Source organism: Protofrankia coriariae, assembly GCF_001017755.1.
GTDB classification, from domain to species: domain Bacteria; phylum Actinomycetota; class Actinomycetes; order Frankiales; family Frankiaceae; genus Protofrankia; species Protofrankia coriariae.
Window position 1 is genome coordinate 50,475 of record NZ_JWIO01000025.1, and the last position, 23,938, is coordinate 74,412.

Sequence of the window (23,938 nt, forward strand, 5' to 3'; positions counted from 1 at the left end):
GATGAGATGACCAACAAGACACCCACGTCGGGCGGTATCCCGGTGACCGACGAACTCGTGAGCACGCTCGCCGCGGAGGCCGAGGCCGGCTACGACGTCGACGTTCTGCGCCGCCGGGGCGGCCGGCCGCGGATCGGCGCGGCACCGGGGGAGGTCGTACCGGTCCGGCTGGACCCGGGCCTGCGCGCCGCACTGGCCGCCCGCGCGGACGCCGACCACACCAACGCCAGCGAGGTGATCCGTCAGGCGCTGCGCGCCTGGCTCGACGTCGCCTGATGAGCACGTCGGCACCGGCCCGACACCGCGTCCGGATGACCGTCCGTGACGGCGGTCCCGAGGCCCGGATTATGGCCGTTGATGATCGTTGGTCCCCAGACGGTACCCAGAACGGTTCCACCAAACAGCGTTTTTCGCCGATTCTCGCCGACTCTCAGCGATCAAAGAACCGTTGCGGCGTAAGGGATTCCGGCCCTCAGCGGTCATCCCCATTTTGCTCAAGATCGGGTTCAAATCCCGGAGCCTCCGCCCTTCGCGTACGGCGCCGACCCGTTCGGTCGGCGCCGTGACCAGGCAGAACGCTCTTTTCGATCAATTTTCGTCGAACCGTCCATGATCTTCGTGGGCGTGTTGTGGGCATGTCGCACCGTCCGCGGGATCGCCGCTGAGATCGTCTCGGTCGCCTGCTGACCGGCCGAGCGCAGCAGGTCGGTGTACAGCGCACCCGTGGCCGATGGCGCTGAGTAACCGATGGCGCTGAGTGACTGAGCCGCTCGGACACGAGGGCGAGATCGGTGCCGTCGGCGAACCGGATATACGCGGACGAATGCTGGAGACCGTGTGACCATCGGCGGGATGGCAAGCAACCGCCAATCTCGTCATTCACCCACGAAGTCGACCGGCGACGGCCGGTTCGCTGACATACGCGTCATGATTCACGGCGCCGGCGTGGCGTGAATCCTGCGAGCGGGGGCATCACCGACTCGACCACGCACTTCGGCGACCGACGCCCGTATCCACGGGAGTCGGTCACGTTCGAGAGCCCGATGACTCGAAAGGAGCCGCCATGCGTTTCGCGGCAACGCCAGCGGGCCACGCTCAGGACCGTGCCACGAAGGTTCGATGGTGGTACCTGCTCGCCGCAGGGACCGTCTTTGTCCTTTTTGCGCTGGCAATTCCACAGTTCGGTCTGACAACGGTTCGCTCGGTCGCCATACTCCTCGGAATCGTCCTGCTCCTCAGCGCCGCCAGTGAACTGCTGGCAGCAACGGCGACGGCGCGGGACTGGCAATGGTCCCATGTCCTGCTCGCCGTCCTCCTCGTCGCCGGCGGTGTGGCCGCGCTGGTCTGGTCCCAGCCGACCTTCACGGTGGCGGCCAGGATCGTGGCCTGGTACTTCCTGATCAAAGGCGTTTACGACATCGTCAACTCCTTCATCGCGAGACGGGCCGAACGTTACGGCGCGGCCGAGGAGGACCCCCGCGGAACAGCCCAGTGGTGGATGCCGCTGGCGATCGGCGTGCTCGAGATCGGCGTCGCCTTCTGGGCCGTCAGCTATCCGCGCCTCTCGATCTCTCTCCTGGTCCTGTGGGTGGGGCTCGCGGCCCTCTCCACCGGTCTGACGAAAATCGCGATGTCCTTCCGGAAACGTGGCCTCCGAGGGGACCTTCCGACCTTTTCCGAAGGTCATCTCCCGCCGGTGGGATTCGGTACCGGCGCAACCCGCGAGGCCGGACGAGTGGAGGCCGGACGAGCGGAGGAGAGCCGAGCCCGCGGATCTCTTTCGGAAGGACGGTGACATAAATCCCAGAAAAGGGACATGAGCCTCGGGAGGGGCGGTGACACACGTTCCGCCCCTCCCAGAAACGGCCCCGACGAGGGAGCACCATGCGTGGCCGGTCTCCAGGTCACCGACGCGATCCGCGGAAATCCGCTCGCGGGTTCGTTCGCGGCAGGCTCGAGCGCCATCGTCGCCACGGGCCGACCCATACGACGGGCCGGGGACGTCGGTCCCTGACTCGTTCTCGACCGCGGTGCTTCCCGGTCACGGGCTTCCCGGCGGTGAGCGCGTAGAGGGGGCACTGGCCATGAGGCCGTCGGCGATGCCCGATCGACCGTGACGGGCCGGTCGGCCATCTTCAGAGCGGTCCGTCACGGTCGGGATCCGGCTGTCGGAGTCCCGGCTGCCCGAGGCTGACACGGGGCATGGTGGACACATCCCGTTTTGTCGGCATCACGCCGTATCGTACTTACATGCGCCTGACACTCACCGTGGCTGACCCAGCCCAGGACGTCAGCGCGGACATCCTGCTCGACACCGATCCGGACGTGCCCGTCGGTCTGATCGCCGACACGCTGGTACGGCACGTCCGTCCGAGTATGCCGGCTCTCCCCGCACGTCGACCGCGCCTGTTCGTCGAGGGCCGCGCAGTCAGCGAGACGCTCACCGTCGCCGACTCACCGATCCGGGACGGCGTTCTGATCAGCATTGACTCACCAGCGGCCTGTCTTCCGCCCGAACCACCGGGCCTGGTCGAGGTCCGTGTGATCAGCGGGCCGGGTGCCGGGGTCGTCCACCGGCTCGGCCCCGGTGAGTTCACGGTCGGCACCGCGGAGACCTGCGCCGTGCGCCTGGACGACCCGGGCACCACCGCCGAAGCCATGACGATCACCGTGACGGTGGACGGCGCATGCCGGATCGCACCGGCCGCCACCCCTGTCGGCCCTGTCGGGCCGGACACCGGCGGCGTGCTCGTCGAACGTGAGCCCCTGGTCGGCGCGGTCGACCTGCCCGCCAGCAGCACCCAGATCACGGTCGGATCCGTGCTGCTGGCGATAGGCGCTCCGAGCCGGGCGGACGCCGCGCTCAAACCGTCCGACGACGGGACAGGGCTGGACTTCAACCGGCCGCCCCGGCTGCTGCCGCCGATCCGGCGGACACGGTACAAGCTGCCCGGCGAGCCGTCCGAGCCGGAGCGGCGTCCCATGCCGCTCCTGATGGCGACACTTCCGCTGGTTGCGGGCGTCACGATGGCCTTTGTCCTCCGCCAGTACTACTTCCTGCTGATGGCTGTCATCGGCCCACTGGGTATGATCGGCATGTACGTCTCGGGTAACCGGCACGGCAAGCGCAGCTACCGTAAACAGCTGGCCGAATATCACAAGCGGCGTCAGGACGTCGAGGGCGACGCCGAGCAGGCGCTCCTCGCCGAACGCACAGCCCGCCGCGGCGACTTCCCCGACCCGGCGAGCGTTCTGCTCACCGCCACCGGGCCACGCGGACGCCTGTGGGAACGCCGCCGGGACGACCCCGACTATCTGCACCTGCGGCTGGGAACCGCCGACCTGCCGAGCGAGGTCGTCATGGAGGACCCGGCCGCGCAGGAACACAAACGCGAGATCACCTGGACAGCCCCCGACGTCCCGGTGACGATCGCCCTGCCCGAACGCGGCGTTGTCGGTATCGCCGGCCGCGGCGACCTCCCGCGGGTGCTGGCCTGTTGGCTGGCCGCGCAGGCGGCCGTCCTGCACAGCCCACGCGATCTCGCGATCTGCGTGCTCACGGACAGCTCCGGCAAGCAGGCCTGGGACTGGGTGCGCTGGCTGCCGCACTGCCGCCCAACCGAAGGCCAGGACGCCACCGTCCTGCTCGGGACGGACGACGAGTCGCGGGCCCGGCGGGTCGGGGAGCTGCTCGGCCAGCTGGGTACGCGGGCCGAGGCACGGGCGCGGCCGGGCGGTGCGAACCCGCTCACCGACGGCCCGGACGTGCTGGTCATCATGGACGGAGCCCGCCGGTTACGCTCCATCCCCGGCGTGATCTCCCTGCTGCGGGACGGGCCGGCGCTGGGCATCCGTTCGATCTGCCTGGACCGCGACATCCGGCTGCTGCCCGAGGAATGCCAGGCTGTGGCCGAGGAGACCCCGACAGGCCTGCGGGTCGTGGAGACCCGCACCGAGATCGTCCACGACGTCCGCCCGGACCTTCTCGCCACGGCGGCCTCCGCCGATCCCGAGCTGACGCTCACGGTCAGTGGTGCCGCGGCCTGGTGCGAACGTCTTGCCCGCGCTCTGGCGGCGGTACGCGACGTCGGCGGGGACGACGAGGGATCACTTCCGGTCTCCGCCCGCCTCCTCGATGTGATCAACCTGGAGCCTCCGACCGCGGCGGCGGTGGCCGCCCGGTGGCAGGTCCTTCCCCGCAGCACCGCCTTCCCCGTGGGCCTGTCCCTCGACGGCCCGCTCACGCTGGACCTGCGCCGCGACGGCCCGCACGGGCTGATCGCCGGTACTACCGGCTCTGGCAAGTCCGAGCTGCTGCAGTCGATCGTGGCGTCACTGGCTGTGGCCAACCGGCCGGACGCGATGGTGTTCGTACTCGTCGACTACAAGGGCGGCAGCGCCTTCGCCGACTGTGTCCGGCTCCCGCACACCGTCGGCATGGTGACCGACCTCAACACGCATCTGGTAGGCCGCGCCCTGGAATCGTTGTCGGCGGAACTACGGCGGCGTGAGCACATCCTGGCCGATGCCGGCGCGAAGGACATCGAGGAGTACACCCTCCTGGTCACCGCCGGGGACGCACGGGCACGCGGCGGCGGGCCACTGCTGCCGCTGCCCCGGCTGCTGCTGGTCATCGACGAGTTCGCCTCGCTCGCCCGGGAACTGCCCGCCTTCGTCACCGGTCTGGTCAACATCGCGCAACGAGGTCGCTCGCTGGGCATCCACCTGCTGCTCGCTACGCAGCGGCCCAGCGGCGTGGTGTCTCCCGAGATTCGTGCGAACACGAACCTGCGGATCGCGCTGCGCGTCACCGACGCGTCGGAGAGCACTGACGTCATCGGCACACCCGACGCGGCACGCATCTCGCCGTCGACCCCCGGACGGGCTTACGCCCGTCTCGGGCACGCATCCCTGGTCCCCTTCCAGTCCGGACGGGTCGGAGGCCGCCGACCCGCTGGCACCGCTGGCACCGCTGGCACCGCTGGCGATGATCTGACTCCGCCCTGGGTCACCGCGCTGACCTGGACCGCGTTGGGGCAGCCTGCGCCGGCTCCCCCTCGGCCACGGACGGCCGACAACGAGATCACCGATCTGAAGACGCTCGTCGAAGCGGTCCGGGACGCGTCCACCATCCTGAGGGTCGAACCCGGGTGCAGCCCCTGGTTACCACCGCTACCGGAACGTCTTACCCTACGGACAGTCACCACATCCACGTCCGAATCCAGCTCTGAGGGACCACACATCGTCTCCCGGCGGCCGCATAGCGGCGGTGTCTCCTCGCAGCCGCGCGGCGGCAGCCCGGGCATGCTGCCTCCCGTCCCGATCGGACTGGCAGACCACTGCGACCGCCAGGCGCAGCTTCCCTACACGATCGACATCGACAACGGGGGCCACCTGCTGTTCGTCGGTGCGCCACGGTCCGGACGGTCGACGGCTCTGCGTACCATCGCCGGCTCGATAGCCGCGTCCATCTCCTCCAAAGATGTGCACCTGTACGCGTTGGACTGCGGCAACAACGCTCTGGTACCGCTGGTTCACTTACCGCACACCGGAGCCGTGGTCAGCCGGGACGCGCCGGAACGGGTACAGCGACTGCTCACCCGAATCATCGGCGAGATCGTCGAACGCCAGGAGATCTTCGCCGTCCGGGGATACGCCGATCTCGCCGAGCAGCGATCGGCCGATCCTGAACATCCGTTACCGTATCTGCTCCTGCTGATCGACCGGTTCGAAGGTTTTCTGGCCTCCTTCGAGGAAGCCGACGGTGGAGCGCTTGTGGACATGCTGACCCGGGTGCTGCGGGAAGGGCCGTCCGTCGGCATCCGGGTCATCATGACCGGCGACCGGCGCAGCGCCTCCGGACGGTTCAGCGCGGCGATCGAGAACAGGTTCATGCTGCGGATGGCCGACAGGTCCGACTACACACTGGTGGGTCTTGCACCCGCGGCTGTGCCGGACAACCTGCCGCCAGGCCGGGGGTTCCAGCTCGAAGGATCGGTCGAGACCCAGATCGCCCTGCTCGACGACGATCCGTCCGGTCGGGCGCAGGTGGCGGCGCTGCACCGGCTGGCCGAGGCGGCTGCCGCGCGAGACGGCGTACCGGCCGGGCCAGGCAGCGGTGCCCGTGAAGACCACGGCCGCCCGTTCCGCATCGACGTGTTGCCAGCACGTATCACGGTCACCGAGACCGAGGCGCTGCGTCCGGGCTCGGGACACAGCTCACGGACGGGCCCGCCGGCACGCCTGGATCCGAGCCCGCGCCCACAGCTGAGCCAGCTGATGGGCGCGCTGGTGGACGGACCCGAGGGCCCGCTGCCGGCCGGGCAGCCGTCGGTGCCGGCGGGTTGGCCGGGTCCGCAGCCAGCGCCGCTGGTGGCTCTGATCGGTGCGGGCGGTGACGAACTCGCCCCGGTTGAGATCGATCTCACCGCCGACGGACCAGGCTTCGTCATCGCTGGGCCCGCGCGTTCGGGCCGCAGCTCGGCGCTGCTGACCATGGCGGAGTCCCTGCTGGCGGGCGGCGCCCGACTGCTGCTGCTGACCCCGCGACGCTCGCCGCTGTCCACGCTCGCGGACCGACCAGGTGTGATCGACCTGTTGGGCGCGGAGGCAGGGGCTGCCGGCATTGACGCGGCGCTGGCAGCGGCCGGCCCGTCCGGTGGCCTGGTTGTGATCATGGATGATGCGGAACTGCTGGCCACGGCCCCGATCGCCGATCGCATAACCGAGTTTCTCAGGACCGCGCGTGACAGCGGATGCGCATTCGTCGCCGCAGGCACCACCGGGGATCTGACCAGCCAGTACCGGGGGTTCATGGTGGACGCCCGCCGGTCACGATGCGGGGTGATCCTCGCGCCGGGAACGCCCAGCGATGGCGATCTGTTCGGCATCCGGCTGTCGCGTAACACCGGGGGCGGCACGCCGCCCGGTCGGGGCCTGTTCGTCCGCCGTGGAAAAACAACGCCGATTCAGATCGCCTACCACGAATAAGGACACCACTGTAATGACCCGCCCGAACCTTCCGACCATAACGGTACGAATCATGACATCACCACAGGACAAATCGCCCTGCAGATCCCCGTGGATCACTACGGCTTTCGATCGAAGAACTCTTGACGACCCTCCGCACACTTACCAGGAAAGAACATTGGACAAACGGTAGAGAAGCATCGGATGACAATCCGATGACCGCCGCCCTCGACGCGCGTCCGTCCTGTCACAGGGCCGGCCCCATCCGATGATCGCTGTCATAATATTTGCTCTGAAAAGATACAGGCGTCAAAACGTGTGCGTCTTCCAGCCGAATGGTGCTATGAAGTAGCGGTGTCCGACAGCCGTCTTCCCGGGCGTGGCGCAGATCCCGGTCAGGAGTCACCTGGTGACCGGCCTGTTTCCCGGGCCAGGCCGGCCACGGGATCATCCGGGAAACGGACCGGCCGGTTTTCCGGGCAGCTTCCCGGGCCGGGCCGCCATGTCACGGAACCACCCAGGAATCCGAGCGGCCTGTGCGCCATCGGGTCCACCCATGCCCGTGCAGGTGCCACCGAGCCGCCCGAGGAGCCAACCGGCCTCCCAGCAGCTGAGAGGGCGGGACCAACGGATGCGGACGGCACTGAGCCGTTCGGAGAGCCGACCGGCTCGACCGGCCGGCTACAGCGTCGCATCGGCCTGGCCGACGCGGTGCTCCTCGGGCTTGGCTCGATGCTCGGGGCCGGGGTGTTCGCCGCGTTCGGGCCAGCGGCCCATGCGGCCGGAGCCGGCGTTCTCGTCGGCCTCGCGATCGCGGCTGTGATCGCTTACTGCAACGCCATGTCGTCCGCGCAGTTGGCCTCGCTCTACCCTGAGTCCGGCGGAACATACGTGTACGGACGGCGTCGGCTCGGCGCCCGCTGGGGCTTCGTCGCAGGCTGGGGCTTTGTGGCCGGCAAGACCGCAAGCTGCGCGGCCATGTCCCTGACCGTCGGCGCATATGCGTGGCCGCAGCATCCCCGACCGGTCGCGGTCGCCGCCGCGGCGCTGCTCACCATGGTCAACTATTTCGGCGTGAGCAAGACCGCCCGGCTGACCCGTGCCCTGGTCATACTCACCCTGCTCGCGCTCGCTGTTGTCGTGGTGGCCTGTCTGGCGGGCGGGACCGCCAGGACAGCGCGGCTGAGCCCGTTCTGGTCTGGCAGCGGGCTGGACGCCGTACGCGGGGTACTCCAGGCCGCTGCTCTGCTCTTCTTCGCGTTCGCGGGTTATGCCCGGATCGCCACCCTGGGCGAGGAGGTCCGCGACCCGGCGCGGACGATCCTGAAAGCGATCCCGACCGCGCTCGGGATCACGATTGTCGTCTACGTACTTGTCGGCCTGTCCGCGTTGCTGGCGGTCGGCCCGGAACGTCTGGCAAACGCTGTGGACCCGTTGGCCGCCGCGACCGGCGCCGGCAGCCTGAGCGTGCTGACTCCTGCCGTCCGTGTGGGCGGAGCGGTCGCAAGCCTCGGTGTCCTGCTGTCGCTGCTCGCCGGGGTCGGACGCACCGCCCTTGCCATGGCCCGGGAACGTGACCTGCCGAACTGGCTTGCGGCGGTACACCCACGGTATGCGGTTCCACACCGCGCAGAGTTACTGCTGGGTGGGATCGTCATCGCGGTGGTCATCGCCTCGGACGTCCGAGGCGCGATCGGTTTCTCCAGCTTCGCGGTTCTCGTCTACTACGCGATCGCGAATGCCAGCGCCTTCACCCTCGACGGCCCGCGACGCCGCTGGCTGCGCCCACTGTCGCTGCTCGGCGGTGTCGGCTGCCTGGTTCTCGCTCTCATGCTGCCGGCTGCTTCGGTCCTGACCGGCTTCGCCGTTCTCGCCATCGGCGTCGTGATCCGTGCTGTGCGTAGGCCATGTGCGTAGACCACAGGCACACGGGGCCATACCAATCACGCCCCGCAGTCCCGCTCCGCTATCACACCGTCATGCCGGAGCAGTGAACTCTCCGCTATCGGTAACGAACCGGAAGGTCGAGGTCACCGCGTCGAACAGGTCGTGTAATGCGTCCACGAGCACGAGGTTCGGGCTGGAACAGGAGATCAGGGCCACCTGGTCGGACCGTGGGACCGGGGCGAAGGTCTGCATCATCGTCGTCCTGATCCAACCAGCCCGATCGGGCAGTGAGATGTCCTCCACCCCGTACGAGCGGGCTGCCTGTCCAACATAAGGAAGATCGACAAGAGTCACTGTGGTCCAGGTGTCGTCCTGTGATCGGGCGACCCTCTCCGACAGAGAGGACATGATTATTGATGGAGTCACCTCGGCCACGCCGACAACCCGGGCATCATCTGGTGCAGGAAGCGTGGATACGGTCACGCTGGCAGACAAACCTGCGCCTTCTACCGCCTCGGCCATGACACCGCAGAACAATGCGCCGCCGGTCGCCGCGTCACGGGCGGCGTGTCGGAGCAGCCGGGAGATCGCCGCACGGTTCGCCGCGAGTTCGGGAACACCCCGTGTGCGCTCCCGAACCAGAGCGTCGATGGATGCCCTGCGGGTCACCGGATTCAGGTCGACCTCGAACCAGGTATCGGGAATACTGATCGAAAAGCCCAGGGCCATGGGCTTTTCGGCAGCAACATGTTCGCTCAGTCCCCTCCTCCTCCTTCGCTGGCGAGCTGCGACGCCTGGATCAGCCCGGCGCTCAGATCGGAATCGACCTGACGCAGGGTCTCCGCCGACTGGGAGGCCATCGTCGCCAGTTTGTTCGCATTGTCGTCGATCTTCCTGCGTCCGTCCCTCCAGCCGTGCTCGAAGTCGCCCAGGGCGTCCTCGATCTCGGTCGATCCCATCTGCCCCCGGTAGCTCTCCAGCATCGAACGGGTCGCGTTCATCGCCGAACGGATCGACATCAGATTGCTGGCGAGCAAGTCCAGCCCAGGAAGATCGACCGACAGCCGGTCAGCGGTCATCGCGCGCAACCTCTCTTACCGTGGTCCCGTCCCATGACAGAACTCCAGCGCCCCGATCCGTTCGCGGGAGACACAAGAAAAATCGCAGACGCCGCGGGGCATGACGTCTGTCGCCGGCCTTCTGGGTAGAACCCGAGCCTGGCAGGGGGGAGCCACCGGGCATGACGGCCGACCTCCCTGTTGCGTCCGGACGGGCACAGAAAATCTCCGACACATGGGAAAGTCTTATCGGACGGAAACTGCCTCTCGAAACCGCCTCTCGACGGCCCGGAACCGCCCACGCGCTGCTTCCCAGGACCGGCAGGCTGCTTCCCAGGACCGAACGCGGGGAAACGTGACCGCGTCCCGCCGTCGGCCCGTCAGTCCTGGCCGCGCAGCGAACTTGCGAGCTGGGCATCAGCGGTCCGGAACACGTCAGCCGCCTTCTTCAGGTAGTCGGCCATGCCGTCGAGCCCGGCCAGTGTGCTGGTTACACCGGTGTTGAACCGGTCGTAGAACCCCTGGAACTGCACGCTGGACTGGTCAGTGACATATCCACCGGCGACCAGGGCGTCGACCATTTTCTTCAGCACTACAAGCTGGGCCTCGATGTCGACCCTGCCGTTCCTGAGCCTGCCACTGGCATCGTCCATCTCCTGGTACGTGACATTGAGGTTGGGCATTATCAGACCCTTTCAGACATGTCTTTGGCAGTGAACACGGACCGCGTAAATGATCAGCCATCTTGGCAGCACAACACGATCTCGGGGCCACGCCGACCAGAAGCGGTGTGTCAGATGCTTCCCGTCATGGCCCAAGAATATCGTTCAGGCGGACGACGCTGTCGCCGTGCCTCCGACCGCACCCACACTGCTTTTGACGAAACACTTCTTTTTGACGAACACGGCACCGGATCGATGCCAAAATCCGCGACCCACCCCCAAAGATCATGGGTACAGGGAGCGACCCGACAGCCTCACCGCCAGGAAGTACCGCACACCAACGCCGTTCACGATGCATTTCGTACGCTTTGCGCCCATCCGCCTTGTACCGGTTTACACCATGTCCCCGGCTCGTGACAAGGCCGCTGGGAGAGCGGCGTCGACACGGCCGACCGCGTGATCGCCTTGATCCGGGCGCTGACTCCGGTTGCCCGCCGTTATGCCGGATCGGCAGTCAGGTAGCCCGGTTATCCACAGCCAGGTTATCCACAGGAGAGGCCACACGGTGGCAGCTCCGCCCTTTGGCGGCAGACGATGGGCCCCGTGACACCGTCCCACCTCGACCGGGCCAGCCAGCGACGGTCAGCTCCGCCCGCCAGGCTCCATCCGATGGGGTGGAGCCTGGCGGAAGCCGACGGGCGGGCTGGCCGTGACCGCGCTGTTCCCCAAGATTCTCTCCAGCACGGCCATCCTCTTCCCGGCTATCCTGTGCCCGCCCGCCGTGGATAAGCGCGGCCGACGTCCCGCCCTGGTGCCGACAACAGTGACAAGCGCACCGGGGGATGTACGCCTGACCGCAACGACGGAAATGAGTGCGCATGGCGCGAGCGCGTCGCTGGACGACAGCCGGAGCACCACGGCACGACCCGGCGAAACCGCACGCTATCATCCAGTTACAAACCAGCAGGTTCCCCTCGTGGCTCCTCCCACGGAGGGGGCTGGAGGGCCGGTGGGCATCCGGGCGCAGGCACTACCGAGACACCACGACGCACACCCATCCGTTGTCCTATCCGTCATACTGACGACAGGAATGATGGTTGCACTGATGAGGCGACGGCCACGATCCAGGGGCGGCAACCCCCTCGGTCAGATCAGGACCGAGCTCCGTCTCGCCGCGGACGTGGGGGCGGCCCGGTTCCTTGACCAGGCACTGCGGCTTCTCGCCGCGGAGCTCACCGCGGCCGGTCGCACCCTGCCATCCGTGTATGCGGCAACCGTCTCCGACAACGAACTCGTTCTGCATCTCGCGCCGGCCGAACCTGACGGACCTCCTCCACCATGGCAGGCCGGCCGGACAGCGGGTACCTGGCGTATCGAGCGGACCACCAGCACGGTCGACGGCCTACTCGTCGACGACGGCCGGAGAATTCCGGTGGACACACCAGCCCCCTATCCAGGGCTGGCCGTCATGGGTACGGACGATTGGGGATCTCGTGTTCTCGTCGACGTCGAGGCTGCTCCCGGAATCATCAGCCTCGGTGGGGACGCCGCGCTCGCGCGGGAAGCGGCCGTGTCCATCGCGGTGGAACTGGCCACAAATCCCTGGTCAGACGATCTCCGCGTATACATGACTGGATTTTCCGGACGTCTCGTGCCGATCGCCCCGGACCGGCTGCGATCCGGTACCAGCCTCGGTGACGTCCTGGACGAGTTGGAAAGTCGTCGGTCGCGGCGCGGTCGGGTAGCTGGCGGCGAACCACGAAACGGTGGCTCCCTCGGCCCGGTGCTCCGGGGACGGCCGGCCGCCCGGCATCAGGCCCTGTGGGCGCCGGAGCTGCTGATCCTGGCCGCCCCTCCGTCCGAGCGGGAAGCAGCACGGCTTTCCGCTCTCCTCAGGGATCCCAGCCAGGGAGTCGGTGTTGTGACCGTCGGCGATTCGACCGCCGCACGCTGGCGCTTCACGGTGAGCTCGAACCGCAGGCTACATCTCGGCGTCCTTGGTCTGGAGATCAGCGCTCAGACGCTGAGCACGCGCGAGTACCCCGCCATTGTCAGGATGCTCCGTAAGGCGGGCACAGCATACGCACTTTCCGGCCAGGAACGCGCCACATCACGTACCGCAGAAACGGAAACCACAGGTCCTGGTCCCGACCATCCACACCCCGCATATCCGCCGCCGCAACGGATCTCCTCCCCAGACGCACAGTCGCCGCGCCGTCCCGGCCCCGGGAACGGCACAGCACAAGTGGACGACCGTCGCCGCGGGAGCGATGACGCCACTGTGATCACCGCGTTCCCGGATGAATCATGGCCGGCCTCCACCTCGAATCCCGCCCAGGAGCCGACGCCGTGGGTGCCCGAAATTCCACTGTGGATGCGTCCAGAGGCATCCACAGTGGAATCAGAATCCCTCCCGCACAATCATCCGCCAATTCCACCGGTGCCGTCGGTACCTCCCCCGTCAGCGCCGCCACGGACCCCACCGATGTGGACCCCGTCACCGCCCCCGCGGACGCCTCCACCGGCCATCGCTCCCCCGGTTGGCCGACCGCCCAAACCCCCGCCGCCCCCGAGCGAATCCCCGCTACGACTGACGACAGAGCATACGGACAGCATCAACCCGGCAGGTCGTGTCCACAGCCCTTCCCCGTCTGTGGACACCTCCTCCCGCGGAGGCGATTCCCGAGGAGGCGATGGTGTCTCCATCTGGCGCAACAGAGCGATGCCAGCCTGGGATCTCCAGGTGTCCGGGGCCTCCGGGATGGCGATGGAGCCTGTGCCGCCACGTGCTCCTGGTGCACGTAGCGTCCAGCCGCATCCGTTTCCACCGTCGACCGCGTTCCCGGCCGAGGCCTCTCGCCTGCCGTCCACGCCGCCGCCAGGCGAGCTCTGGCCGCCACCGCCGACACCGGCACCGCGGAAGACGACAGGGCTGCTGGTTCAGCTTTCCGGGCGAACCGCGGCGGGCGAAGCCCTCATGGGCGAGGCTTCCGGTGACGGCGGCCTACCTCAGACGGATCCGCCTGGCGACAGGGCCCTGTCCACCCTTCCGGCTGCACTGCCACAACCGGTTCCGCAACCAGTTTCCCAACCACCGACAGTCCTACCCGTGCTACTACCGGCAACTCTGGCATCGCCGCTGGCTCTGCCGGTACCAGTGACACCTCCGGCCGAGCCTGGAGAACTGTTCCGATCAACCGATGTCGAAATTCGGATCATGGGAGAGATCGCCGTCGAGGCACCCGGTCCCTGCGATCCGGATCGTCGGGAGTTCCTGACCGAGCTGGTGGTGTATCTCGCCCTGCATCGCTCGGGAGTGCTTTCCAGCGCTCTCAGCGCCGTGCTCCTGCCGCCAGAGACTCCTGACAATGTGCTCAGCAATGAGCTCGACCATATAGCCGGCTGGCTCGGGACCAACGACGAGGGCCTCCCGCATATCACGGTCAGTGACAACGGATGCTGGAGCCTTGCTGGCGACGTCCGGTGTGACTGGGATCTTTTCGTCGCATACGCCCACCACTCCGCTCAACCGGAGTCGGACTCCGAAAACGATCTGACAACAGCATTACGACTGGTCACCGGACCGCTGTGGACAAACCTGCCGGCAGGCCGCTATCGATGGCTGGACTCAAGCAGGATCAGGACGATCACCTCCACCGCCGTTGTCGATGTGGCCCATCGGCTTGCTAGCCTGACGCTCAGTAATGGAGATACCGCTACCGCCATCGCGGCGTGCCGAACAGGCCTGCGTGCAGCGCCAACAGCCGAGGTCCTGTGGCGAGATCTGCTACGCACAGTAGCTGCCCGCCATGACCGCAAGGCCCTGGAAGCAGTGATCAACGAGATGTACCAGATGATCGCACCACAACGGACCGACCTCAGCATCCAGGCGGAAACGAATGCGCTGGTCCGCGAGCTGCTACCGGGATTCCGTCGGCGGCAACAGAGCAGCAGTAGAAGATCAGCGATAACAGGCAGATAGAGAACATCTCTGACTGGCAGACGACCGGCCGCTCACTGTGCCTGCCGGATCAGCCGTACACAGAAAAATCCAGGCCACCGAACCGAGGCCCTGCAGTGTTGCCCTCGTCACGGTCCGGTAGCCCACGTTTTCGGGGCCGGTATGGCGTTTCAGGGTCAGTATGGCCTGCCAGCGCGGTATGGCAGCGGGCCGGGAGGATAGCTCGGCGGAGGCGGCTGCCATGGCCCCGGAACAACCCGCGGACCCCGCAGCGTCCCGAGAGCCGCCAGGACCGCAATTGCTCCGAAGGCGGCGAGATGGATGCCCGACAGATCCAGGATGGTCTCACCAAGACGTATCACGACATCGCCGTTTCCCCAGGCCAGCACGACATGCCGTAGCAGCGCCACCGCAATAGCCACTCTGGCCGCGAACAGGAAGAGCCGGTCCGACCAACGATCGCCGAGAAGACCGAGAGCCAACAGTCCGATCAGCACCGCAAAATTGTCGACCGCATAAACGTAGAGGTCCGGATGAAACATCTCGAACGCGCAGAGTCCGACCACAATCACCGCGGTGAAGAGCGTGACGCTGCGGGGCTGCGCGAACAACGTGGCGAGAAACAGCACGCCACCGATCACAGACGTTCCGACCAGGCTCGGCTGCTCGGCGAGGACGTAGGCCTTCCAACGCAGCTCCGCGGAGACGAACACGGCGATGCCCATACCACCGACGAGCAGGCAGAAGACGGCCCACCGGCCGAAGGTCCAGCCGGCGGTCCAGCCCCGCCAGCCCAGAACGACGACCAGGGCCGCGGCGGCGCCCGTTACGATCAACCATCCGCCGACATCGGGCGAGGAGCCGAACTCCTCCTGGGCGAAGCTGAGCTCCGCGATCGACATGACGGACAGACCGACCACACACCCGGCCGCGAAATCACGCCAGGCGCCCCAGCGGTTTCCGACCACCAGACCGGCAAGCATCACCGGCAGCGCAAGGAACGCCACCGTGAGCTCCCCGAAAACGTCCCATATGTCGTAACCACCGATAATCGTCGGTGTCCGCGCGGTGCTGGCCCGCGAGATCAGAGGGATGGCCGTAAGCACAGCCGCTGCCAGCAGAACCGCCAGAACTGGTACCGGCATGGGCGACGAACGGCCGAACCGTCCCTGCTGGGGTGGCCCGGGCGGGGTGAGGATCCCGTGCCGGTCCGCTGCGGACGGCGGAGGCTGCGATGGGGGCTGCGCATCCCGGAGACCGCCCTGGACGGGCTGCTCCTCGGCCTCCCACGGTGGGAGCGGAGGTCCGACCCGAGTGCGGCCCGTTTCAGGCGGTGGCGGTGGCGTCTGCCACCCCGGCCAGCCGGGTTCCTGACCTCGGCCAGCGGATGGCTGAGGCGGCCCGAACGGACCACCTGCCAACGCGTCATCCAGGCCAAGGCCGCCGCGAGAGACACGGGTGGCGACCCGTTCGGCATCTGTGACGCCGTATATCTGCCGTCCGGTGAGGCTGGCCACCGCATCCACGGCGGCGCAACGCTGGGCCGGCGATTTCGCCAGCGCCCGGGCGACCACGGAGGCGAACGGCTCCGGAACTCCTTCGAGATCAGGAGCGTCTCCCAGGACCCGGGCCATCGACGCCGCCGGCGTCGCTGCCGCGAACGGATGCCGGCCCGTCGCAGCGAACGCGACGCAGGCACCCCAGGCGAAGATGTCGGCGGCAGGCCCGGCCCGCTCTCCGGAAAGCTGCTCGGGAGCCATCCAGGCAACGGTCCCGATACTGAAGCCGGTTCTCGTGTTCATGGTGGCGTCCGAGAGTCGGGCGATACCGAAATCGATGACCTTCGGCCCGTCCCAGTCCATGATGATGTTCGCAGGTTTGAGATCGCGATGCACCACACCAGCCGCGTGGATGACGACCAGTGCCTCGGCAAGACCAACGGCAAGGCTCATCAATGTCGGGCCGTCCAGACGGCCACGACGGCGTACCGCGTCCGCCAGGCTCACCCCGTCGACGTAGGCGGTCGCCATCCAGGGGCGGGGGGCGTCCACGTCAGCGTCGAGGACCTCGGCCACGAAAGCGCCACGAACCCGCCGAGCAGCGGTGACCTCCTGACGGAAACGAGCTCGGAATTCGGGATCAGCCGCCACGTTCAGATGCGGAAGCTTGATCGCGACAGGCGTGTCGTCCGGAGCGAAAGCCTGATAGACGACTCCCATACCGCCTTCGCCGAGACGGCCGTACAGCCGGTAGGGCCCGACGGAACGCGGATCGTCAGCAGCCAGTGGCGCCAGCACCGGCTCCCCTCTCGCCAACCCCCATCACGAGCGGAGAGTACCCGACCGGACCAGCCCGACCTGCCTTCCAGTCAAAAATCAGCCAGGTATCCACCGGCCGTCAACACGTCCGCGACAGGGCCATCACCGAGACCGGACGGGCGGAACGGACAAAGCAGGCGCGAGGATCGCCACCGTTGCGGCGAGAACAACCACAACGATCATGGCGGCGCGCAGGCTGATCATTTCCGCAAGCCCTCCGACGATCGGTGGGCCTATCAACCAGCCGACATATCCAAAGCTCATGACCCTGGCAACAGTGGCGCCAGCGGACGGAGACGGAGCGGAAGCACGAGTTCCAAGTCGTCCCGCCGCCGATATCGTCGACGGGACGACGCATGCCATTCCGACACCAATGATGCCAAAACCTATGATCCCGCCAAAAATACCGATACTGGTACCGGCGACGGCCAGTGCGGAGAGGAACACGACACTCGTGATCCCGGCCGAAACCCGGACCAGGCGGGCGGCTCCGACAGCGACCGTCACCCTGTCACCCGCCAGTCGCCCGACCAGCATCGTCCCGGTGAACAGAACGAAGCCGATGCCCGCGACATCCGCGGACGCACCCGTCACATCCCGCAGGTAGAGAGCACTCCAGTCCGCGGCCACACCCTCACACAGGAAACTCGACAGGCAGATGAAACAGAGCGTGCCAAGTGGACGACCAGCACCACGACGGATGTTCAAACCACGTTGAAAACCACGGGAACACCGCGATCCAGGCGAATCGGACGCCACCCTGGGCGTCCTGCCCGCGGTCGCGCCGGCCGCTCCGGATCCCTCGGTTTTCTCGGCGTCCCTGCTCTCGTCGGCCCCCTTCTCGAAATCCTCGTTCTTCTTGGCCGGCTGGTTTTTCTCACGCTCCTCGACATCATCGAGAAAAGAGACCGGAGCCGACACGGGAAATACCGGACAGTCACAATCGCGAATTGGCATCGCGGGCTCGGCCATTATGACGTCGACAGCCGCATCCGTAGCATTTCCGGCGTTCCAGCCGGTCGTGTCACCGACAGCCCTGTCGCTGACAGCGACATCTGTGCCTGCTATGTCACCGATACCCACGACGCCGGCGGTATTTCCCCTCTCTACCGAACTCCCCGTATCCATGCTCCTCGTATCCATGCTCCCCATGTCCATCACGGACGTGTGACGCGCGCTCAGCATGTCGCCAGGAGCGGACGCGTCGCGCGGCAACATCATCAGGGTTGACGGAAGGCCGATAGCGAGTCCGAGCACGCCGACGCCAGCAAGCTGCCAGCCGAGCGACGTCTCCATGGCTGCTCCTGCCGCCCCCAGAGCGGCTCCGACAAGCGCACCAGCCGTCCACGCCGCGTGCAGCCCCGACATGATCGGACGCCCGTAGCGTCGTTCCACCTCGGTGGCCTGAGCGTTGACCGCGACGTCGAGCCCACTGCCGCTGGCCCCCCAGAACGCGAGCAGCACAAACAGCATGGGCAGGCTGCCAGCACCAGCGATGAGTACCCCGGCGGCGCAGTACACGACAAGGCTGACCCGGATCACAGGAATACTGCCGACACGCCCGACGAGAAGACCAATGGCCCACATGATCAGAACTGCGCCGGCCGGCGCTCCAAGTAACGCCAACCCAAGCTCGCCCTCACTCAGCGCAAGCGACGCTTTCACTTCAGGGATACGAGGAACCCAGGCCGCGAAGACAAAGGCGTGAACGAAAAGGCCGGCCGCTGTTGCGACCCGAGCCGCCCGGGGCAGGACGCCGCCCGGTGGTGACATCTCTGGTAACGGCTGTCCAGACACCACAGGAAGCGTACCTTCCGATTCCTGCCTGTCCGGCCGGAGCGCAACAGCCCTTCATGATCCATATATCGACAGCCCGTTGCCGCCCCGCAGCATTTTCGCGCCGACAACCCGCTCTCCACCGAAGCCGTCGAGGCAAACTTGATGGATGAGGCTCGTCCTGCTGGCCGACACGCACGTGCCGGCGCGTGCCCGAGACCTACCGGCCCCGGTGTGGGCAGCGGTCGACGACGTGGACATAGTGGTCCATTCCGGCGACTGGATCGACGTGGCCCTGGTGGAGCAGCTTCGGGCCAGGGCTCCGCACCTGATCGGCTGCTTCGGCAACAACGATGGACCCGAGATCCGCAAGCTGCTACCGGAGGTGGCACGTGCCGATCTCGACGGGGTCCGGACTGTGGTCGTGCACGAGACCGGAACAGCCACCAACCGGAACCAGCGGATCAGCCTCCGCTACCCCGACGCCGACCTGGTCGTCTTCGGCCACTCGCACATCCCCTGGGACGCCACGGTCGAACGGCCGGACGGCGGCGGACCAGTCCGGCTGCTCAACCCCGGCTCCCCGACGGACCGCCGCCGCCAGCCACACCACACGTTCATGACGGCGTCGATCACCAACGGCCACCTGGACGACGTCGTGCTGCACCAGCTACCGCCGCACTGACGCCCGTTCGGAGATCGCGGGCCGATGCTGTACTCTTGCTCAGTCGGTCCGCCACGGTGGCCCGACAGGCGCTCGTAGCTCAACGGATAGAGCACTTGACTACGGATCAAGAGGTTGGGGGTTCGAGTCCCTCCGAGCGCACGCTGGTTGAGGCAGGTCAGAGCCCCGCAGCCGATCACACGGCGCGGGGCTCTGGTCTTTTTTGATCTCTAGTACTGCAGTTTGTACTGCAATTGGAAACGATCAGCTCTCAGACACTCCGACACCACCCGCATCATCGTCACTTTCCGTAGCATCCGGCCGGGTGGGCGGGAACAGCCGGTCAAGGATGGTATCCATGCTCGCCGCCGTCCCACGCCGGACGTCTTCGAGGACATCGATGTAAATGTCCGCCGTGGTGGCAATGCGCGTGTGGCGGAGCAACGCCCGGATCTCGTTGAGGTCCACTCCGGCACGGAAAAGGAGCGTGGCCGATGTGTGCCTGAGATCATGAACACGAGTCCGGCGGACGCCCGCATCCGCACAGACCTTGTCCCACCAGCGGTTGACGTTCCGCGGCTGGATCCCGCGGCCGGTGGCCGTGGTGAACACCAGGCCGTCATCGTGCCAGACCTTCGCCGCCTCTTTCGCCGCGCTCTGCCGCGCCTTGTGCTCGCGGAGCACGACAACGACCATCTCCGGCAGAGCAAGGGTCGCCTTCGACCCCTTGGTCTTCAACTGGTCATCCTCGACCAGCTCCCACCGCTTCCGGCCCGTGTCCGGATCGACGCCGACAAGGCGCCGCCGCTGCTTGCGGCGAATCTGGACCGTGCCCGCGTCCAGATCGACGACATCCCAGCGCAGCCCGAGCGCCTCCCCCTTGCGCAGGCCCAGCGCCAACATGATCATCCACAGCGCGGCGAGCCGATCGACGAGCGCCACCGCCAGCACCCGGCCCGCTTCCGCCTCGGTCAGCGCCCGTACCGGCGCATCGTCCTTGCGCGGCGGCTGGACCAGGTCCGCGACGTTACGGACCAACAGTTCCTCCCGGACGGCATCCTTCAACGCCAGCCGCAGGATCGTCAGCAGGTAACGAACGCTGCGCGCCGACAGCGGTTTGATCGGCTTCGGTTCAGGGGTCTGAACCCGCTTCGGCTTTCCAGGCTTGCGCCCACGTGGTCGCTGTGGCCGATCGGTCCCGACAACCTGCTTCTGCGCTTCCTTCTCCGCGGCCCGGCGTGCCTTCTCCTCCTCCCGCCGCCGACGAGCGGCGACACCGGCCGCGGACGGTTCAGTGAGCTTCGCCGTCATCCACTGCCGGACATGCGCTGTCGACAGCTTCCGCAGTTCGTGACGGCCCAGTACCGGGATGATGTGGAGCCGGACGAGCAGCTCATACGATTCAGCGGTTGATTCCGCCAATGTGCCCGCCACCACCCGGGAGGGCAGCACCACCGTTACCCATTGTTCGAGGTACTCCCCGACCGTCATCCGGGTGGTGACCACCGGCACGCCGTCATCAATAGCCCGGCGCACCTTCTTGATTTCATCGAGGACAGCGTCTCTCGTCCTGCCGTAGACGGTCTTGCGCGTGCCGTCCGGCATGCTGACCTGACCGGCCCAGCCGTTGCGGTACCGGTACGCCGACCCCTCGTTGTTCCCTCTCCGGCTTCCCTTCCCTGCGGCCATCAGGCACCGTCCAACGGGTTGCCGTCCGGCCAGGCGATCCGGTCACACCACGGGCAGCCGTACCGGCTGTCGCCCATGTCGCAGGCGAACACCTCGTGCCCGGTCGAGTCCTCGAACCAGCGGCCCTGACCACGGTTGGCGCGGTCGAGATGCTCATGCAGAGCTGCGATCACGGACACCGTCCGCGGTCCGTCGTCGGGTTCAGGCAACACGAAAGATCACTCCTTGCCGGAAAACGAAACAGAGAAGAAAAGAAAGGACACGGAAGAAGCGCTAGAAAACGCCGTGTATTCACGTCCCGTGGCGTAGATGGCCCGTTCCTCTGGGCGTGGGAGGGTCTGCCGGGGAACCGGCCGCGTCCAGGGCGCTACGCGTCACTATCCAGGGCGCTGACGCGTCACTACGTGATCGGCTACGCCGACCCTGGACCCGTCCGGCTCCCCGACAGGAAAGACGCCTACCAGAGGAACAGGAAAGAAATGGGGAAAAGAACCGCGCGGGTCAGCGCATGGCCGGAATAACCGGCGGGTTCCCGATTCCCTTTGGCAGCAGCGCCGGTGATCCGGGAATCATCCGGAAGATCAGGATAATGTCCACGTCCCCGAGAGCTTCGGTGAACACGGTGTCCACCGGCAGCGCGACGAGCGCCGAGCTCACGTCGACCGGGTCTGCGCCCGGCCGGACGGTTACTTCCCAGTCGCCAGTGTGAGACCGCCGAACGGTCACGAACGGCGGTTGGCCGGACGGGGTGCGCCATGGGCCGTGGGCAGGCGGAATGATGGGCATGGGTCTCGCTCCCTTGACGTGAAGGGTCGGGATCAAGGTCCCGGTGTGGTGTTCCCGCACCCACCGGGACCGCCGTCCTCTTGACGGTTGCCTAGCTCGCGTCGAGTCTGCGGGATGAACTAGGCAACCGTCAAGTAATCTTCTGTCGTGCATCACCTCATGGGCGCCGCGGAGATCGGAAAACGACTCGGGATCAGCCGTCAGCGCGTGAGCCAGCTTGCGCAGGACCCGACGTTCCCGAAGCCCGTTGCCGAACTCGCCGCCGGCCGGATCTGGGAAACCGCGGACATCGAGCGCTGGATTGCCGAACACCGACCCGACACGACCGGCGACGACCGCGAGTGACCGCGGTGGAGCCCGCGCCGTCACTGACTCACGCTGCTTTCTCATCGCCATCACGCCCGCGAAGCCGATCAACATAGGTGACGAGCGCCGCCCGCGGTATCCGCCGCGACCGGTCGATCAACACAGAGTCGATCAACCCCGCCTTCATCAACTGATAGAGCTTCGCGCGGCTCACCCGCAGCTCAGCCGCCGCCTCGGCCGGGGTGAGAAGAAGCTTGTGCACGGTTCCTCTCCGGTAGTCGTCAGATCGAGGACTCAGGCCGCGCGGGGCATGCCGGGGTCGGCTGCCGAAATCGGGTCGGGATGTCCGCGCGCTGCCCGCGCCGCGTCCAGTTGAGCGCGCCACCGATGGCGGTCCGCGACCGCACGCAGCAGCAGATGTTCCCGGCGTGGGACGGCTGGATCACCGGGCCGGAGCAGCGTCCACACCGTCCGCGCCGGGTCAGCACCAGTCGCGGTCGCCGGGCCGGTGGCAACCTGGCCGAGCGCTTCGAGCTGTTCGCGGATCCAGACGACCCGATCGGCCTTGTGATCGGTCAGCGTCTTGCCCGACCACTTCCGGCTGACGAGCACCCGTCGGCCGCCGAAGCCGAGGGTTTCGCGCCGGTGGGCCTTGCCCCGGCACCGTCCCGGTACCAGCCCGGCCCGTGGGTTTTTCGGCTGGACGGCGTAGAGCAGCCAGTTCGCGCATGTCGGCGAGCACGGTTCGTACCGCAGCGCGTCGGCGAGCCGGTCCACATGCTGTCGCTGCGCGTCGCTGGTCGCCGCGTGGCAGGCGTCCAGACTCTTGGTCAAATATTTCGTCAGGTAGCCGATCAGCCGGCCGGTATTCGCGTTGTTCGCGGTCACCCCGTCCGCGCGGACCTGCACCCCGAACCGGACCACGTGCGCGGGTTCGGCATCCTCCCCGAGCGCGTCCAGCGCCGCATCCCAGGTCGGCAGCGGTGCCCCGGTGTCCGGGTCGACGTAGCTGCCGGCCCGCTCCTCCCAGACCGGTAGCCGGCCCGGGGCGTAGACCGGCCGGTCACATGCCGGCCACCACACCTGGTGGTACGTCGCCGCCGCCACCTGCCGCAGCAGCACCCGTGGGATCGTGCCGCGGATCGCCGCGTGCAGNCCGGCGTTGCGGTTCCAGGCAGGCAAAGTATTGGACGTCCCAGCCGACCGCGCGGCGGAGGTTCTGNCGACGTCGGGTCCACCGGGGTGCCGTCGCTGGTCACCCGGCCGTAGCTGTCGCAGGTCAACGTCAGGAACATCGACGGCCNCTCCGGATCCACCGGCGTGCCGTCGCTGGTCACCCGCCCGTACGAGTCGCAGGTCAACGTCAGGAACATCGACGGCCGCCACACCGTGCCGTCCGCCGCGGTGAACGTCCGCCCCACGGTGCGCCGCTCCACCGGCAGCCGGGGCATGTCCGGGGCATCCTGCCGCCGTTTCGTCGACCGGGTCCGCCGGGGCCGATCCCGAGTATCCGGGGCGGTCTTCCCACGGACACCGAGGTCGGTCAACGCGGCGTCGACCTGCGAGATCAGATCATCCACCTCGGTGACCTGCTCCACGTCGTGGCCGGTGACCGCGTCGACGCGGACGGCTTCGAGATCGGCGCGGAGCTGGACAAGGGTTTTCGCGTCGTCGCCGGGCGGGTCCGGGTCGGGGAGCGGTTCGTCGTCGAGGTGCCAACCGGCCTTGCACTGCGCCATCCGCAGCTTGCGTGCCCGGTCCGCGCACGGCGGGCACTTCGATGCCAACGTGGCCCCGCACGGCACCGGGACGGTTTCGCTCTCCCCGGTGACGGTGTCGATTTTCNAGGCTCAGTGCTCGAC

At 67.3% G+C, this 23,938-nt stretch carries 16 protein-coding genes, 1 tRNA gene and 1 pseudogene; 8 read left to right on the top strand and 10 right to left on the bottom strand.

Translation table 11 applies throughout. The features are described 5' to 3' along the window. The first annotated feature begins 6 nt into the window (after positions 1-6). The 4 genes from FrCorBMG51_RS15460 to FrCorBMG51_RS15475 all read left to right on the top strand — a co-directional run bounded on the left by FrCorBMG51_RS15460 (position 7) and on the right by FrCorBMG51_RS15475 (position 8,886). On the top strand, positions 7-276 hold the full coding sequence (locus FrCorBMG51_RS15460; protein ID WP_175648419.1) for a ribbon-helix-helix protein, CopG family: 270 nt from the start codon (positions 7-9) through the stop codon (positions 274-276). A gap of 787 nt (positions 277-1,063) precedes the next feature. Further along, positions 1,064-1,795, top strand: coding sequence for an HdeD family acid-resistance protein (locus FrCorBMG51_RS15465; RefSeq protein ID WP_047223774.1), 732 nt, complete (start codon positions 1,064-1,066; stop codon positions 1,793-1,795). 473 nt (positions 1,796-2,268) lie between these two features. Further along, entirely contained in the window at positions 2,269-6,990 is a 4,722-nt protein-coding gene (locus FrCorBMG51_RS15470) for an FtsK/SpoIIIE domain-containing protein (protein WP_235433608.1), read from the top strand. 678 nt (positions 6,991-7,668) lie between these two features. Then, a complete protein-coding gene (locus FrCorBMG51_RS15475; protein WP_047223807.1) occupies positions 7,669-8,886 on the top strand; it encodes an APC family permease in 1,218 nt (405 codons plus the stop codon). A gap of 60 nt (positions 8,887-8,946) precedes the next feature. On the opposite strand, the gene FrCorBMG51_RS15480 is transcribed toward FrCorBMG51_RS15475, so the two are convergent. From FrCorBMG51_RS15480 to FrCorBMG51_RS15490, 3 genes are all read right to left on the bottom strand, one after another. Beyond that, on the bottom strand, positions 8,947-9,585 hold the full coding sequence (locus tag FrCorBMG51_RS15480; RefSeq protein ID WP_047223775.1) for a hypothetical protein: 639 nt from the start codon (positions 9,583-9,585) through the stop codon (positions 8,947-8,949). A 26-nt stretch (positions 9,586-9,611) separates the two neighbouring features. After that, positions 9,612-9,935, bottom strand: a complete 324-nt coding sequence (locus FrCorBMG51_RS15485) for a hypothetical protein (RefSeq protein WP_047223776.1) — start codon at positions 9,933-9,935, stop codon at positions 9,612-9,614. 359 nt (positions 9,936-10,294) lie between these two features. Beyond that, a complete protein-coding gene (locus tag FrCorBMG51_RS15490) occupies positions 10,295-10,597 on the bottom strand; it encodes a WXG100 family type VII secretion target (protein ID WP_047223777.1) in 303 nt (100 codons plus the stop codon). Positions 10,598-13,733: 3,136 nt separating this feature from the next. Between FrCorBMG51_RS15490 and FrCorBMG51_RS28360 the strand changes: the two genes are divergently transcribed. Continuing rightward, the gene (locus tag FrCorBMG51_RS28360) at positions 13,734-14,558 is read left to right on the top strand and encodes a bacterial transcriptional activator domain-containing protein (RefSeq protein WP_157180521.1); all 825 of its coding nucleotides are present in this window, start codon (positions 13,734-13,736) and stop codon (positions 14,556-14,558) included. 155 nt (positions 14,559-14,713) lie between these two features. On the opposite strand, the gene FrCorBMG51_RS25375 is transcribed toward FrCorBMG51_RS28360, so the two are convergent. Both FrCorBMG51_RS25375 and FrCorBMG51_RS15510 read right to left on the bottom strand, forming a co-directional pair. After that, complete coding sequence (locus FrCorBMG51_RS25375) at positions 14,714-16,834, bottom strand: serine/threonine-protein kinase (RefSeq protein ID WP_052914717.1); 2,121 nt, start codon at positions 16,832-16,834, stop codon at positions 14,714-14,716. Positions 16,835-16,957: 123 nt separating this feature from the next. Continuing rightward, complete coding sequence (locus FrCorBMG51_RS15510; RefSeq protein ID WP_047223780.1) at positions 16,958-18,628, bottom strand: MFS transporter; 1,671 nt, start codon at positions 18,626-18,628, stop codon at positions 16,958-16,960. 172 nt (positions 18,629-18,800) lie between these two features. Here FrCorBMG51_RS15510 and FrCorBMG51_RS15515 point away from each other — a divergent pair, with 172 nt between their 5' ends. Then, positions 18,801-19,316 carry a metallophosphoesterase family protein gene (locus FrCorBMG51_RS15515; RefSeq protein WP_047223781.1) on the top strand — a complete coding sequence of 172 codons (516 nt, stop codon included), beginning with the start codon at positions 18,801-18,803 and terminating at the stop codon, positions 19,314-19,316. A 68-nt stretch (positions 19,317-19,384) separates the two neighbouring features. Further along, a tRNA-Arg gene (locus FrCorBMG51_RS15520) sits at positions 19,385-19,457 on the top strand. A gap of 102 nt (positions 19,458-19,559) precedes the next feature. Here the strand turns inward: FrCorBMG51_RS15520 and FrCorBMG51_RS15525 are convergent. From FrCorBMG51_RS15525 to FrCorBMG51_RS32605, 3 genes are all read right to left on the bottom strand, one after another. Then, positions 19,560-20,984, bottom strand: coding sequence for a tyrosine-type recombinase/integrase (locus FrCorBMG51_RS15525; RefSeq protein ID WP_047223782.1), 1,425 nt, complete (start codon positions 20,982-20,984; stop codon positions 19,560-19,562). Next, positions 20,984-21,193: a hypothetical protein gene (locus tag FrCorBMG51_RS15530; RefSeq protein WP_047221502.1), complete on the bottom strand. Its 210-nt coding sequence runs from the start codon at positions 21,191-21,193 to the stop codon at positions 20,984-20,986. Before FrCorBMG51_RS15530 ends, FrCorBMG51_RS15525 begins: the two co-directional genes overlap by 1 nt. 292 nt (positions 21,194-21,485) lie before the next feature. Then, entirely contained in the window at positions 21,486-21,923 is a 438-nt protein-coding gene (locus FrCorBMG51_RS32605) for a hypothetical protein (protein ID WP_338052755.1), read from the bottom strand. Positions 21,924-21,929: 6 nt separating this feature from the next. On the opposite strand from FrCorBMG51_RS32605, the gene FrCorBMG51_RS15540 reads away from it, so the two are divergent. Then, positions 21,930-22,115 (top strand): helix-turn-helix transcriptional regulator, encoded by a 186-nt coding sequence (locus FrCorBMG51_RS15540; RefSeq protein WP_047223809.1) that lies wholly within the window; start codon positions 21,930-21,932, stop codon positions 22,113-22,115. Positions 22,116-22,143: 28 nt separating this feature from the next. On the opposite strand, the gene FrCorBMG51_RS15545 is transcribed toward FrCorBMG51_RS15540, so the two are convergent. Beyond that, on the bottom strand, positions 22,144-22,338 hold the full coding sequence (locus FrCorBMG51_RS15545; RefSeq protein ID WP_047223784.1) for a helix-turn-helix domain-containing protein: 195 nt from the start codon (positions 22,336-22,338) through the stop codon (positions 22,144-22,146). Between the two features lie 32 nt (positions 22,339-22,370). Next, positions 22,371-23,905: pseudogene (locus FrCorBMG51_RS15550) on the bottom strand (replication initiator); the annotation flags it as partial. Positions 23,906-23,938: the final 33 nt, after the last annotated feature.

Bases quoted from the DNA above. Each gene is read 5' to 3' on its own strand.
- FrCorBMG51_RS15465 (WP_047223774.1), top strand. From the start codon at position 1,064: ATGCGTTTCGCGGCAACGCCAGCGGGCCACGCTCAGGACCGTGCCACG.
- FrCorBMG51_RS15490 (WP_047223777.1), bottom strand. From the start codon at position 10,597: ATGCCCAACCTCAATGTCACGTACCAGGAGATGGACGATGCCAGTGGC.
- FrCorBMG51_RS32605 (WP_338052755.1), bottom strand. From the start codon at position 21,923: ATGCACGACAGAAGATTACTTGACGGTTGCCTAGTTCATCCCGCAGAC.
- FrCorBMG51_RS15525 (WP_047223782.1), bottom strand. From the start codon at position 20,984: ATGGCCGCAGGGAAGGGAAGCCGGAGAGGGAACAACGAGGGGTCGGCG.
- FrCorBMG51_RS15515 (WP_047223781.1), top strand. From the start codon at position 18,801: ATGAGGCTCGTCCTGCTGGCCGACACGCACGTGCCGGCGCGTGCCCGA.
- FrCorBMG51_RS15460 (WP_175648419.1), top strand. From the start codon at position 7: ATGACCAACAAGACACCCACGTCGGGCGGTATCCCGGTGACCGACGAA.
- FrCorBMG51_RS15480 (WP_047223775.1), bottom strand. From the start codon at position 9,585: ATGGCCCTGGGCTTTTCGATCAGTATTCCCGATACCTGGTTCGAGGTC.
- FrCorBMG51_RS15510 (WP_047223780.1), bottom strand. From the start codon at position 18,628: ATGTCACCACCGGGCGGCGTCCTGCCCCGGGCGGCTCGGGTCGCAACA.
- FrCorBMG51_RS15485 (WP_047223776.1), bottom strand. From the start codon at position 9,935: ATGACCGCTGACCGGCTGTCGGTCGATCTTCCTGGGCTGGACTTGCTC.
- FrCorBMG51_RS15540 (WP_047223809.1), top strand. From the start codon at position 21,930: ATGGGCGCCGCGGAGATCGGAAAACGACTCGGGATCAGCCGTCAGCGC.